Annotated in this window: 14 protein-coding genes; 8 read left to right on the top strand and 6 right to left on the bottom strand. The window is 38.8% G+C overall.

The annotated features are described in order from the left end of the window. Nucleotides 1-71 precede the first annotated feature (71 nt). The 4 genes from M3P19_RS14575 to M3P19_RS14560 all read right to left on the bottom strand — a co-directional run bounded on the left by M3P19_RS14575 (nt 72) and on the right by M3P19_RS14560 (nt 5,243). Entirely contained in the window at nt 72-2,618 is a 2,547-nt protein-coding gene (locus M3P19_RS14575) for a phosphoenolpyruvate carboxylase (protein WP_249658424.1), read from the bottom strand. Nucleotides 2,619-2,775: 157 nt separating this feature from the next. After that, complete coding sequence (gene yaaA / locus M3P19_RS14570) at nt 2,776-3,537, bottom strand: peroxide stress protein YaaA (protein WP_249658423.1); 762 nt, start codon at nt 3,535-3,537, stop codon at nt 2,776-2,778. An 87-nt stretch (nt 3,538-3,624) separates the two neighbouring features. Beyond that, complete coding sequence (locus M3P19_RS14565) at nt 3,625-4,653, bottom strand: RluA family pseudouridine synthase (protein ID WP_249658422.1); 1,029 nt, start codon at nt 4,651-4,653, stop codon at nt 3,625-3,627. 2 nt (nt 4,654-4,655) lie between these two features. Next, nucleotides 4,656-5,243, bottom strand: coding sequence for a PASTA domain-containing protein (locus M3P19_RS14560; protein ID WP_249658421.1), 588 nt, complete (start codon nt 5,241-5,243; stop codon nt 4,656-4,658). 78 nt (nt 5,244-5,321) lie between these two features. Between M3P19_RS14560 and M3P19_RS14555 the strand changes: the two genes are divergently transcribed. The 5 genes from M3P19_RS14555 to M3P19_RS14535 all read left to right on the top strand — a co-directional run bounded on the left by M3P19_RS14555 (nt 5,322) and on the right by M3P19_RS14535 (nt 11,043). Further along, entirely contained in the window at nt 5,322-6,296 is a 975-nt protein-coding gene (locus tag M3P19_RS14555; protein WP_249658477.1) for a D-alanine--D-alanine ligase, read from the top strand. Between the two features lie 31 nt (nt 6,297-6,327). After that, the gene (gene coaD, locus M3P19_RS14550) at nt 6,328-6,786 is read left to right on the top strand and encodes a pantetheine-phosphate adenylyltransferase (RefSeq protein ID WP_249658420.1); all 459 of its coding nucleotides are present in this window, start codon (nt 6,328-6,330) and stop codon (nt 6,784-6,786) included. A 176-nt stretch (nt 6,787-6,962) separates the two neighbouring features. After that, the gene (locus M3P19_RS14545) at nt 6,963-8,801 is read left to right on the top strand and encodes a PAS domain-containing sensor histidine kinase (protein ID WP_249658419.1); all 1,839 of its coding nucleotides are present in this window, start codon (nt 6,963-6,965) and stop codon (nt 8,799-8,801) included. After that, nucleotides 8,785-9,198, top strand: coding sequence for a response regulator (locus M3P19_RS14540; RefSeq protein ID WP_249658418.1), 414 nt, complete (start codon nt 8,785-8,787; stop codon nt 9,196-9,198). Before M3P19_RS14545 ends, M3P19_RS14540 begins: the two co-directional genes overlap by 17 nt. 42 nt (nt 9,199-9,240) lie before the next feature. Next, nucleotides 9,241-11,043 (top strand): M14 family metallopeptidase, encoded by a 1,803-nt coding sequence (locus M3P19_RS14535; RefSeq protein ID WP_417953930.1) that lies wholly within the window; start codon nt 9,241-9,243, stop codon nt 11,041-11,043. On the opposite strand, the gene M3P19_RS14530 is transcribed toward M3P19_RS14535, so the two are convergent. Next, nucleotides 11,030-11,632, bottom strand: coding sequence for an NUDIX hydrolase (locus tag M3P19_RS14530; protein ID WP_249658417.1), 603 nt, complete (start codon nt 11,630-11,632; stop codon nt 11,030-11,032). The two genes, M3P19_RS14535 and M3P19_RS14530, sit on opposite strands and share 14 nt — an antisense overlap. Nucleotides 11,633-11,639: 7 nt before the next feature. Here M3P19_RS14530 and pyrE point away from each other — a divergent pair, with 7 nt between their 5' ends. Together pyrE and M3P19_RS14520 are read left to right on the top strand one after the other, a co-directional pair. Continuing rightward, entirely contained in the window at nt 11,640-12,278 is a 639-nt protein-coding gene (pyrE, locus tag M3P19_RS14525) for an orotate phosphoribosyltransferase (RefSeq protein WP_249658416.1), read from the top strand. Between the two features lie 9 nt (nt 12,279-12,287). Further along, nucleotides 12,288-12,680, top strand: coding sequence for an SRPBCC family protein (locus M3P19_RS14520; protein ID WP_249658415.1), 393 nt, complete (start codon nt 12,288-12,290; stop codon nt 12,678-12,680). Here M3P19_RS14520 and M3P19_RS14515 read toward each other — a convergent pair. Then, nucleotides 12,677-13,420, bottom strand: a complete 744-nt coding sequence (locus M3P19_RS14515) for a biotin--[acetyl-CoA-carboxylase] ligase (RefSeq protein WP_249658414.1) — start codon at nt 13,418-13,420, stop codon at nt 12,677-12,679. The genes M3P19_RS14520 and M3P19_RS14515 overlap by 4 nt on opposite strands. A gap of 81 nt (nt 13,421-13,501) precedes the next feature. On the opposite strand from M3P19_RS14515, the gene rsfS reads away from it, so the two are divergent. Beyond that, on the top strand, nt 13,502-13,879 hold the full coding sequence (gene rsfS / locus M3P19_RS14510) for a ribosome silencing factor (protein WP_249658413.1): 378 nt from the start codon (nt 13,502-13,504) through the stop codon (nt 13,877-13,879). The last annotated feature ends 2 nt before the right edge of the window (nt 13,880-13,881 follow it).

Below are 13,881 nucleotides of genomic sequence, written 5' to 3'. Positions count from 1 at the left end.
CCTAAAAATAAAAAGTATCCATTAATAACAATGGATACTTCTTAATTTTCATTTAAAATATATGGGCTTAACTATGCTGAATTCCTGCTAGCGTTTATATTCCCATAAAGTGATCTTGTGACAATCTTCTCATACAGCTCTTTATGCTTGGTGTCTTGTGTAATATGATAGAGTGCATTTTGCTGAATCACCAATAGCGGTAGAACTATCTGCTCCCTGATTTTCACCGATTCCCTTGAAACCGCTTCATCTTCCATCAAAATTTCTTGCCCGGAGATTTCTAACAGCATTTTTTTAGACAATTCGTACTCATCGAATAAAATACTCCAGAATTCACCAAATTCTTCATCGTCACGAAGGTAACTGGTCAGATTAAAATTTGTCTTAGCCAAAGACATCATACTATTGTGCATCAAGGCTCTAAAGAAAGGTACTTCTTGGTAAAGCTTTTTGACCGCATCCAGATTTCCTTCTTTTTCTAGTTGTTGGATAGCAGTTCCCATTCCAAAATAACCAGGTACGTTCTGTTTTAATTGGCTCCAAGAGCCCACAAAGGAAATGGCGCGTAAATCGGAGAGCGTAAGTTGTTTTTTACTTCCTCTTTTTCCAGGCCGGCTTCCAATGTTCGCTTTGGTATAGTACTTAAGCGTACTTCTATGTTCCAAATACGGAATAAAACGATCGTGCTGCTTCAAGGCATCATACTTATCAAAGCTCAATTCCGATAATCGTTCAATTAGTTGGCGTTGCTCTTGGGAAATCACATGTTCTTCTCCATAAAGGTCATTACTCAATCCTGCTGTCAACAATTGCTCTGCATTGTGCATGAATTGTTCCTTTGTACCATAGGTACTGGTAATGGTCTGACCTTGAATGGTCATTTGGATTTCATGATTTGCCACATCATTGGTTTGGGCCGCGTAGAACCTATGTGTCTTACCTCCACCTCGTGCGGGTGGTCCTCCCCTTCCATCAAAGAAAATAGCTTTAATGCCGTTCTTTTTGCAGACTTTACTGAGGGTTTCCTTAGTTCTTAGAATGGACCAGTTTGCTTTAAGGTAGCCACCGTCCTTTGTACCATCTGAGAAGCCTAACATAATGGTATGCTTGCCGTTTCTTCTTGCCAAATGCTCTTTGTACACCGGTGTATCAAAGAAGGTTTGCATTACCGATTCAGAAGCTTCCATACCCTTCATGGTCTCAAACAGCGGCACAATATCAAAAGTGATATCCTCTGTTTTCCACCCACACCATCTAAACAATCCAAATACGAAGAACACAGAATAAATGTCTTCTGAATTACTAATGATATATCTGTTGCAACCTTGCTCTCCGTTACTATGCTGAATCTCCTTCAATTGCATGATGTTGGTAAGCGTATCTCTTACTATATCCTCCTCATAATCCGATGGATTCAAGGAAAGGTCTTTATTCAATAACCAGTCAACCAGTGTTTCTTGACTCAACTCCTCCAAGGATTCCTTGATTACACCATTTTGCTTTAGAATGGTTTCCACGGTTAAGTAATGTTTACTATGATCCTGGCGGATGTCCAAGGACGCAAAATGGGTCTTGAAAATATGTACCTTATTGATGAAACGATCCAATTCCTTTAAATACAGACCATGATGGTTTGTTACGAGTTTTTCGCGGATGTCAGTCAACATTCCAATGATTTCCGTATAACTGATCAAGGTTTTTGCATCGAACATGGCCTTATACAACTTATTGCTCAATACAATCAAGTCTTCCTGAATACTCTTAAAAGTGAGTTTCTTGCGTAAGGCTTTAAGTTCATTGTAGTAGCACTTCATCAAAGTCAATCGTAACTCATCCGCCACGCTTTTGGTGATTTTTGCAGTTACAAAAGGATTACCGTCTCGGTCGCCACCAGGCCAAAATCCAAGTTTAATTATGTCGTAGTTGGCAAATTCCTCATCTCGAATATTGCTTTTTATAAATTCGAAAAGTTCACCAATGGTTTCGTAATAGGTATTTCTTAAGATGTATATGATATTCTTGGCCTCATCTAAAGGTGTTGGTTTTTTTGAGTTGACCAATGAAGTCAAACCTAGTTGTTGAAGCGTCAAATCTATGTCATCAACCTTGTCAGCATCAATGAGTTCCCGAAGTTTGGCAATGATATCCAAAACTGCCGGGGTGTAAAATTGCGTAGGATGCGCGGTCAGTACAAAACGGGCACTAAAACTAGATAGATTTTGGGATATCTTGTCCCAGTTTTTTGTCTGGTTTACCAACTCAAAATAGTCTTTTACCGATAAAGAGTTGGTATACTTTTGGAGTTTTGGAAAAGCAGAATCTTCCACACTATCATAAAGCACCACTTGTCGTTCCACGTATTGAATGATCTTGAACATAAAGTCCAATCGTTCGCGTTCGTCTTTGATTTCCACAAAGTTGGTGAAGAATGTCTCTAATATTTCCTGCGGTTGCTTGCCTTCTTTCAACCCCTCCTGACACTGATCTAATAACAAGGGAATCAACATCCCTACATTTTCAATATCACGATAAGGTAAGCTTAAGAAAAGGCTGTTATAGATATTGAATTTATTGGTTACCGATTTTCTAAATTCCTCAAGACGTCTTGAATGCTGCATTGTACAAACGGTGTATGGTTATAGTTAATGATGAAGGGCTAAGTTCGTGATAAATACCTAATATGCGCAGATATTTTATGCACATCACAAATTAAGGTGTCTTGTTTTTATTACTAACACCAACAGATTTATCAGAAACTAAATTGGTATCTGAGACCTAACGAATGAAAACTGGCTCATTTTCCTTTAGCGTATGTTCCGCACTAAAGATGTAACCATCATAATCAAAACCTTTTAGTTCTTCCAAGTTAGTCGTATTCGTGTCAAGAATATAGCGTACCATGCTCCCTCTGGCCTTTTTGGCGAAAAAACTGATGACTTTCAATTTATCATTTTTCCAGTCTTTGAAAACGGGGGTAACAACTGGAATTTTAAGTTTCTTGGTGTCAATGGCGCCAAAATATTCGTTACTGGCCAAATTGATGAACAACTCATCATCTTCCAATTCTGAATTAAGATGATCCGTAAGCTGTTTTTTCCAAAACTCATAGAGGTTCTTTTTACGTGCTACTTTGAGCTGCGTCCCCATTTCCAAGCGGTATGGCTGCATTAAATCCAAGGGTTTTAAAATCCCATAAAGTCCAGATAGGATACGTAAGGTGTCTTGCAAATTGTCCAATTTATCTTCAGAAATGGAATAGGCATCCAAACCTTGGTACACATCACCATTAAATGCATAGACTGCTGGTCTTGCATTTTCTGTGGTAAATGGAACAGAAAACTGTTGATTACGTTCCCAATTGAGTTCAGCAAGGTTGTCAGAAATGGACATTAATTTTGACAACGCCTTAGGTTTCTTCTTAGCCAAAACTGCATTCAGTTTCAAGGATTGCTCTAAAAATTCAGGTTGACTGTGTTTAGATGTTGGTAAAGCGGTTTCAAAATCCAACGACTTAGCTGGGGAAATAACAATCTTCATCAATTTAAGTTTTAGTAAAAATAGGGAGTAAAAACTGTTTGCACCGATATTTTTAAAAGGTGTTTTCAATCCTGTGATTGAATTCCTTTATGATTGGTTGTGCTTGCTATAATGTCGCCACTTTTCAATGCAGGTTATCATGTCCTCAGGCAACTCTGAATCAAATCGCATAAGTTCACCTGTTACCGGATGGATAAAGCCCAAGGTTTTGGCATGTAAGGCTTGCCTAGGAAGAATCTTGAAGGTATTATCAACGAACTGCTTGTATTTAGTAAACGTTGTTCCTTTTAAAATTTTGTCGCCGCCGTAGCGCTCATCATTGAACAAGGTGTGCCCAATGTATTTCATATGTACACGAATCTGGTGTGTTCTTCCCGTTTCCAACTTACAGGAAACCAGGGTTACATATCCCAAACGTTCCAGAACCTTGTAATGTGTCACCGCCTCCTTGCCTTGATCCCCCTCTGGGAAAACCATCATTTGCAGTCGGTTCTTCGGGTTTCTTGCAATATGACCTTCAACTGTTCCTGCCTCATCTGCGACATTTCCCCAGACCAGAGCCACATATTCCCGTTCACTGGTTTTATCAAAAAATTGTTTGGCAAGGTGTGTCATTGCCGTTTCAGTTTTGGCAATTACCAATAGGCCTGAAGTATCCTTATCAATCCTGTGCACCAAACCTGGGCGATTAGAACTGTTATGAGGTAGGTTCTCAAAATGATGGACCAAAGCATTGATCAAAGTTCCAGAGTAATTACCGTGTCCGGGATGTACCACCATTCCAGCTGGTTTGTTGACCACCAATACGGCATCATCTTCGTAGACGATATCCAATGGAATATCTTCTGGCGTTAAAAGAAATTCATAGGGAGGATGCTCAAACATCACTTTGACCTCATCTCCTGCTTTTACCTTGTAATTCTGCTTAACAATGGTGTCATTCACCCAAATCTGACCCTGCTTTGCAGCCTGCTGGATTTTATTTCGTGTTGCGTTCTCAATGAAATTCATCAAAAACTTATCCACACGCAGCGGTTCCTGACCTTTGGAGGCCACAAATTTGTAATGCTCAAACAAATCGTCTTGTGAGCTGTCTGGATTCTCCGAAGTATCCATGGTTATTGGGATTCTGCCTGTACCCTAGCGCTACCTGGAATGGTGCCATTCCCGCAGATAAGTTCAATCTTGGAAGTTTTGGGTAATTTATCACCAGGTTTCACATGTTTTCCTTTATACATCATACGGTATACCATATCCCTGCCCAACTCATCTATATAGGTAACCCGTTGAACGTCCAAACCTACCGCATGCAGCATTGTACGGGCGTTTCGTTGTGTAACTTGAATAATATCCGGTATAGTCACTTTCTTATAACCAGAAGGGTTTACCGTAAAATAAATTTTACGATTAGCCTTTACTTTGTTTCCAGCAGGTGGATTTTGCTCTAAAATGGAAAATCGTGGATAGTCTGGATTGTAGTTGGAAGAATCCAAGACTTGATAACGTAGCCCTGCATCTTCAACTGCTGCTCGCATTTCCATCACCGACATTTTGGAAAAATCCGGAACCTCAACAAATTCGCCATGATTCGTGGAACTTTTTAGCCATTGTAACGCCAATAATGTCAGTAAGACCACAGCCAACACTGCTAATCCCAATTGGATAAAAAATACTTTACTTTTTAAAAAGCTCAAAAAATGTTTCATGTACTTGGGCTTATAGGAACAAATATAGGAAAGCCAACCATTTTTATTTACTTTGGCGTAGCCATATTCGATAAGCCGATGAAAAAAAACATAGCCATCATCATGGGTGGTTACTCCAGCGAGTACGATATTTCCATAAAGAGCGGAAATGTGGTACACAAGTTTTTGGACAACTCTAAATTCAATGCATACCGGATAATCATTTCCAAGGAAAAATGGGTTTATGTGGATTTGGAGAACAACGAATCGCCCATAGACAAGTCGGATTTCAGCGTAACCGTTGAAGGTAAAAAAATTCGCTTCGATTGTGTTTTCAATGCCATTCATGGTACTCCAGGAGAAGATGGTCTGATACAGGCTTACTTTGAACTACTAGGTCTACCCCATACTTCTTGCAATCACTATCAATCTGCTTTGACATTCAATAAAAGAGATTTGTTAAGTAGTTTAAAACCCTATGGAATTCCCTGTGCTCAATCCTATTATGTTAACGCCGGTGACCACATAGATGAGCGAGCAATCATTGACAAAGTGGGTTTACCATGTTTTGTAAAGGCCAACAGGGCAGGTAGTAGCTATGGTATCAGTAAAGTTTATAAACAAGAAGATCTTACAGCAGCCATTGCTAATGCATTCACAGAAGATGATGAAGTAATCATAGAATCATTTTTAGATGGAACTGAAGTTTCAGTTGGCGTAATTACCTATCAAAATGAAATCAAGGTTTTACCCATTACGGAGATTGTTTCAGAAAATGATTTTTTCGATTATGAAGCAAAGTATCTGGGACAATCCCAAGAAATAACCCCTGCCATGATTACCAAACCACAAGAAAAAGCTGTTACAGACCTAGCAGAATTCATTTACAGGACTTTGAGATTAAAAGGCTATACAAGAAGTGAATTCATTTTTATGGATGACACACCTTATTTGTTGGAAGTAAACACTACCCCTGGACTAACAGAGGAAAGTATTCTACCCCAACAAGCTGCAGCGGCTGGAATAGATTTGAAAACGCTTTTTAGCAGCGCCATTGAAGAAGCATTGCGCTAGAAATTCAGTACTTTTAAACAAACTTACAGTTATGCGACGTGCAATTTTTCCTGGCTCTTTTGACCCTTTGACCCTTGGTCATTACGATATCATTCAACGCGGAATCACATTGTTTGATGAGTTGTTGATTGCGATAGGGATAAATGCCGATAAGAAATACATGTTTTCATTGGAAGAACGTACCAAATTCATTGAGGAGGCTTTCGCCAATGAACCCAAGATCAAAGTGGTAACTTATGAAGGATTAACGGTAGACTTTTGCAAAAAAGTAAATGCCGACTTTATTCTAAGAGGTCTCAGAAACCCTGCAGATTTCGAATTTGAGAAAGCCATTGCACATACCAACCGTCAACTTTCCGAAATTGAGACCGTGTTTTTACTGACTTCTTCCGGCAAATCCTTTATTAGCTCGTCCATTGTGCGGGATGTAATCCGAAATGGAGGAGACATCTCAGGTTTAGTTCCAGATACGGTAAAAGTCAGTGACTGAGCTCTCAGCGAAAAATTCGTATGAATTCTGGACAAACCAACGTACCAAAACTGCCATTCATCGAAGAAACCACATAAATTCATCGATTCACAACAAATACTATTGAGCTAAGGGCAATACTTATAATTTAGTGGGAAATTTCTTATAAAATCAATAACCCCAAATCTCCCCCAATCTTGAAATCCACTAAAACCCTACCTATACCCTATATTCTCAAACAACTGCCCAATGCCACAGCTTTAGTTGATAATCATGCAGATTTAATCGATGCTTCAGATAGTTGGTACGCGCTTTTTGATATCGATAGAAACGAGCCGTTAAACCTTATCACTTTTTTAAAAGACCATAAGGATATTGACAAGGACGCTTTACAGGAAATATTAAGTACCAATGCCAATGCAACCTTGACGCATAGTACAATGGTTGATGCTAGATCCAACTGGTTTGAAAGTACTTTTACCCCTTGGTTTGATGAACAGGAAAATGCCATAGGTACCATTATTCAAACCAAAAACATTACCGATAGTGTAGAAAACACGGTAGAACTTGATCGTATAAAGACTCTTTTAAAAGCACAATCCGAAGTAGCCAAAGTGGGCTGTTGGGAGTATGATTTGGGAACAGAGGAGCTAAATTGGTGTGAGGTCACAAAGAACATTCATCAAGTAGCCCCGGACTATGTTCCAAATGTTAATGATGCAATAGCGTTTTACAAACAAGGGTATAGTAGAAACCGCATCTCAATGTTGTTTCATAAAACCCTTGAGAAAGGGGCGCCATTTCATGAAAAACTGACCATCATAACACAACAGGGAGAAGAACGTTGGGTTGCTGCAGCAGGCAAGGCAATCCGAAAGCAAGGAGAAATCGTTAAAATCTTTGGCACGTTCCAAGACATCCATGAACAAGTCATGACGGACAAAAAAATCAGGGAAAGTGAGCAGTTATTGACTACGCTAATTGACAACTTACCAATTAACGTATTCGTCAAGGATAAGGATTCCCGAAAAATATTAGTGAATAAAGCGGAGTGTGACTATCTGGAGACCACTCCTGATGCCCTTTTAGGCAAAACCGATTTTGACCTCTACGATAAAGAAGTAGCACAGATTTCCCGTGACGAGGATTTGGAAGTTATGCGTTCCAATAAATCCATGATCGGTAAAGAAACCATTAACGTAAAAAGGGATGGAAAAACCACAAACTTCCTTACCTCAAAAATACCTTTGCTTGATCTTAATGGTAAAGCCTATGGTTTGATTGGTATGAGTATGGACATTACCAATATGAAGCAAAAAGAAGATCAATTACGGAATCTAATCAACGTCACTGCTATACAAAATAAGAAACTCATCAATTTTGCCCATATCGTTTCCCATAATTTACGCTCGCACACCGCAAACTTTTCAATGTTATTGGATTTTCTGATTCGGGAAACCGAAGAAAAGGAGAAAAAACGCATCATGAAAATGTTGTTCCATGCCTCCGACAATCTCTTGGATACCTTGGAAAACTTAAATGAAGTTGTGGACATTAGTACCAATGTTAATTTGGATAAAAAATCATTGAATCTGAGTGAGAACATCACTAGGATGCAACAAAACCTTTCTGCCTTTCTTGAAGAAAACCAGGTAGAATTCGAAAATTTTGTTCCCGATGATCTAACCGTTTTAAGTGTTCCTGCATACTTAGAAAGTATTTTACTCAATTTGGTGACAAATGCCGTGAAGTATCAACATCCTGACCGTACTCCAATTATTCAGTTACGAGCCATCAAGCAAGATTCCAATGTGCTGTTCAGTGTAACGGATAATGGATTGGGAGTCGATTTGGAACGTTATGGCAAAAAGATATTTGGTATGTACAAAACCTTTCATAATAACAAAGATGCCCGAGGACTTGGGCTGTACATTATCAAAAATCAAATAGAGGCTATGGACGGTAACATTACCGTAAGCAGCGAAGTAGATAAAGGTTCTACCTTCAACGTATGTTTTAATGAAGAAATTGAATAGTATTTTTATAATTGATGATGACCCTATTACAGTTTTTGGTATCAAAAAAATGTTGAAGGCCATCACAATTTGTGAGGACATTTCGGATTACAAAAATGGGAAACAGGCCATGGAAGGCCTAAAAGAACGCTTGCAACATGGTTATCCCTGTCCAGAAGTTATATTCTTGGACATAAATATGCCTATCATGGACGGATGGGAGTTTCTTGAGGAACTGGTGAATATAAAACTGCCCGAGCGCATCATTATCAACGTAATAACATCATCCATTGATCCAATTGATTATAAAAAGTGGAATGACTTCCGTCTTAGATGCTGGCATTATCTCAATTTTAAGAACAAGCCACTATACAAAATCGAGGCTACCGATCTAAGTAGGGTACATTTGGCATCCTAATCGTTTTATCCTTATTTTTAGGGTTTGCAAATGGTTAAAACCATGTTGATCAGATACCAAACCAAATCCGGCTTTAAGCTTTTATTTTTTGCCTTGGCAACTTTCTTTATGTCCTGTGAAACCGTTCCGGAGGATAAAGTTGCGTCTTACGGCATAACCTTCGAAAAAACTGAAGGAACAGAAACTGCAACCTATCAGGAAACCATTGATTTTTATATCCAGTTAGCCAAGGATTTTCCAGAAATCAATATTCAGACCATAGGTACAACAGATAGTGGCCTACCATTACACATGGTCACATTTAACCCAGACGGTGATTTCAATTTTGATCATGTGCGCTCCAACAAAGCCATTATCTTGATCAATAATGGTATACATCCTGGAGAAAGTGATGGAATCGATGCTACCATGATGCTTTTTAGGGACTTGGTCACCGGAAAAATCAAGGGTCCTGATAATGTGGTATTGGTTACCATTCCCGTTTACAATGTTGGCGGTTCGCTAAACAGAAATTCCAATACAAGGGCAAATCAAAATGGTCCTAAAGCTTATGGTTTTAGGGGGAATTCCAGAAATTATGACCTTAATAGGGATTTCGTGAAAATGGACACCAAAAACGCGGAAACCTTTACCCAAATATTCCACTTAGTAAAGCCTGATGTGTTTATAGACAATCATGTAAGCAATGGAGCAGATTACCAATATACCTTGACGCACCTCTTTACCCAACACAATAAGTTAGGTGGTGAACTAGGTTCCTACTTACATGAAACCCTGCAACCCAGATTAGAAAAAGCGTTAAGCGAAAAAGATTGGGATATTACTCCGTATGTAAATGTATTCAATCGTCCTCCTGAACTAGGTTTTTCCCAATTTATAGACCATCCAAGATATTCCACAGGATATACCACCTTTTGGAACACTTTGGGAATGATGGTGGAAACCCATATGCTCAAACCTTATAAGCAAAGGGTTGAAGGAACATATGAACTCATGGAAAGCATGATAGGAATTGTTGAAAAGGAACATGAAATAATCAAGGCACTTCGTGACAGTACGGCTCAAAATATGTTTGAATTGGAAGAATACCATTTGAACTGGCAAATAGATCGTAGTAGAACTACAACACTACAATTCAAGGGTTATGAAGCCGAGCAAATTGAGAGTGAGGTAACTGGTTTACCTCGACTCAAGTACAACAGGGAAAAACCATTCACAAAGGAAATAGAATATTACAATTATTTTATCCCTATGGACACCATACAGGTTCCTGCGGCTTATGTGATTTCGCAAAGTTGGACTGACATTCTTGCTAGGTTGGAAGCCAACGGTATTTCGTACATGGAAATTCCTTCCGATACGATATTGGAATTGGAAACCTATACAATTAATGGGTATGAAACCAGACAGAACCCTTATGAGGGTCATTATTTGCATTACAACACAAAAGTTAACTCCCAAATGGAAAAGGTTTCGCTCCGAGCTGGAGATGTTGTTATTCCTACCCAACAGGCTGGTATTCGATATTTAATTGAAACTTTGGAACCACAAGCGGATGATTCGTTTTTCAACTGGAATTTCTTTGATACCGTACTACAGCAAAAAGAAGGTTTCTCCCCTTATGTATTTGAAGACGTCGCCAAGGAAATGTTGGCAAAAGACACCTTACTTTTTCAAGAGTTCAACAACAAGAAGGAACAGGATCTTCAGTTTGCGGCGAATTGGTATGCGCAATTGGATTGGATCTATCAACGATCCATAAATCGGGAGCCGGCCTATTTAAAATATCCGGTCTTTAGAATTAAAAAGGATTCTGAAGCTGAAGCAATACTTAAGAAGGAATAAACCAATCTTCAAACAGGATCTTGATATTATGATATGAATTTTCTAGGGCCTTCCTTGTTTTTTTCGGACCTTTCCATTTAACCTTCATTATACCTTCGGCTTCTTGTCCCACAAGTTTACCGTCATATTCCGTGGTCATGGAAAACCAATGCACTTGTTTTAACCGGTATTCTCCGTTTCTTCTAAATACATGATAGGTTGTGCGAAGGAATTTTTCAATAATCAGGTCTTTCACCCCGGTCTCTTCCTCCACTTCCCTAATGGCAGCTTTTTCTATAGATTCACCTTTGTCCACTTTTCCCTTTGGCAAATCCCACTTTCCATTTCTGTAAATGAACAACACTTTGCCTTTTGGATTGGTAACAAAACCACCTCCGGCCACAACCACCGGGATTTTATGCATGAACACATCCAGTATTTTCTCTTCATCTGGATGGTAAATAAAAGCTTCTTTAAGTCTCCCCTTCGCCAAGGAATCAATAGCCATGATTATCGAATCACCATCAAGTGAAAAAAGATTACCATTCGTGTTATCTTGGCGCTCATTTGTTAAAATCAGAGGAGCCTCATTAACAAAAACTTTATACATTTGCGCAATGGTTTTAAACAAGGATACTGCTAAGAAAACAGCCGAGCTTTTGCTGCAAATTAATGCAATTAAGTTGGAACCAGAAAATCCTTTCACATGGGCTTCTGGCTGGAAATCTCCAATATACTGCGATAACCGAATCATGCTATCTTATCCTGAAGTTCGAAACTTTGTTCGCCAACAAATGGCAAACCAGGTTGAGAAACTTTATGGTAAACCTGATGTGATTGCAGGGGTAGCCACGGGAGCCATTGGCATTGGAATGCTCGTTGCAGATTTAATGGACCTTCCCTTCATATATGTTAGACCAGAACCGAAGTCGCATGGAAGACAAAACCAAATTGAAGGCTATGTTGAAAAAGGACAGTCCATTGTTGTAATTGAAGATTTGATCAGTACAGGTAAGAGCAGTTTAAATGCCATTCGCGCCCTTCGATCACAAGAATTGGATGTAAAGGGTATGATTGCCGTATTTACCTATGGTTTTTCATTGGCAGACGTCAATTTTGCAGAGGAAAAAGTGGAACTCCATACCTTATCCGACTATGACCATTTAATAGAACAAGCTTCAGATATTAACTATATTGAAGCCTCACAAATGCAAACCTTGTTGCAGTGGAAATCAAATCCACAGCAATGGAAATAAGCGCTAAACATGCATATCGAAGTACCTAAAAAGAAAGTATCCAAAAGTGCCCAAGAAGTTTTTGAATTTTTAACGGATATCAAAAACTTTGAAAAGTTGATGCCCGACAATATTGATAAATTTGAGGTTTTAGATGAAATCACCTTCAAATTTGCCTTAAAAGGAATGCCTGAAATCATTTTAAGGCTAAAGGAGCAAAACCCAAACGACAAAGTAGTTTTAGGTGCTGCAAGCGATAAATTACCTTTCACTTTAACTGGTAATATTGAAGCATTAGGAGACACAGAAAGTGAAGTTGGATTAAGTTTTGAAGGGGAGTTCAATGCCATGATGGCAATGATGATAAAAAGTCCAATTACCAACTTCATGGAAACCTTGTCCGCCAATATGGACAGGATTTAATTCAGGAGCGAAACTTCCTTTAATCCAAATTCCTTAAATAGTGCGTCCTCCATTTCAATACGCAGTTGGCCTTGTTGGCTTACCCCGCGTATAAACCCCATAAAAACCTCATTTTTGGCATTTTTAAAGGTGGAAGGCTTGTCTTTTCTAAATAGATAGCGTTCATAGTTAGACCAAAGCATTTTCAAGTCCAGGCTTTCAATTTGTGACAAGTGTTTTGCAAGTTGTTTTAATAAGGCATCCAATAATTCATCCAAATCCAAGGATTGCGATAATTTCTGCTTTAAGGAAGATACTTTTTGCAACCCAATGAAGTTGGTTTGGTTTACATTTAATCCAATACCAATAATAGAATGCTTTATCGTCATGCTTTTTAGGACATTTTCAATCAAAATACCGCATATTTTGTCCGAACCTGACATTATGTCGTTGGGCCATTTTATTTTTAGATTTGGGACATTCAGACTGTTCAATGTGTCATAAATAGCTAGGGAAACACATGCATTAATTGCAAACTGATTTTCAGCCTTAAGGTGCCCATACCTTTTCAAGACACTAAAAGTGAGGTTTTTACCAGCTTCCGACTGCCAAGATGTGCCCATTTGACCTCTTCCCTTTACTTGATTTTCAGTCACGACACAGGTTAGGTCAGACAACTCTTTTGTACGCGTCAGTGACCGTAAATACAAATTTGTAGAGTCCGTGGCATCAAGTTTGATTATTTGACTGTGTTCTCCCAAAGTGGTGCGCCCAAGGTTATGTTAAAATCTAGGGCTAAGAAAACAAAAAAAATATAACTTTGTAGAAACTAAAATTTTTGAATGCAGAAAACGAAAGCTAGTGCAGATGAACTGATTGCCTTAATTTTACATGGAATTGAAGAAGTAAAAGGAGTGGATATCAACCTCCTCGATTTAAGGGAAATAGAAAATACAGTTTGTGACTACTTTATAATCTGCAATGGTACTTCCAACACGCATGTAAACGCAATTGTTGCATCCATTCAAAAAACCGTCAGCAAAGCCATTAAAGATAAACCTTGGCATGTTGAAGGTTCAGAAAACGCGGAATGGGTCTTAATGGACTATGTCAACGTTGTTGTGCATGTATTTCAAAAACACATTAGGGAATTCTACGACATTGAAGGACTTTGGGGAGATGCCAAAGTCACCATGGTGGAGAGCAGCTACAATTCTTAAAA

This window comes from Flagellimonas spongiicola (assembly GCF_023502425.1).
Lineage (GTDB): Bacteria > Bacteroidota > Bacteroidia > Flavobacteriales > Flavobacteriaceae > Flagellimonas > Flagellimonas spongiicola.
The sequence above is the reverse complement of the archived record's forward strand: the minus strand, read 5'-3'. Positions and strand labels throughout refer to the sequence as shown.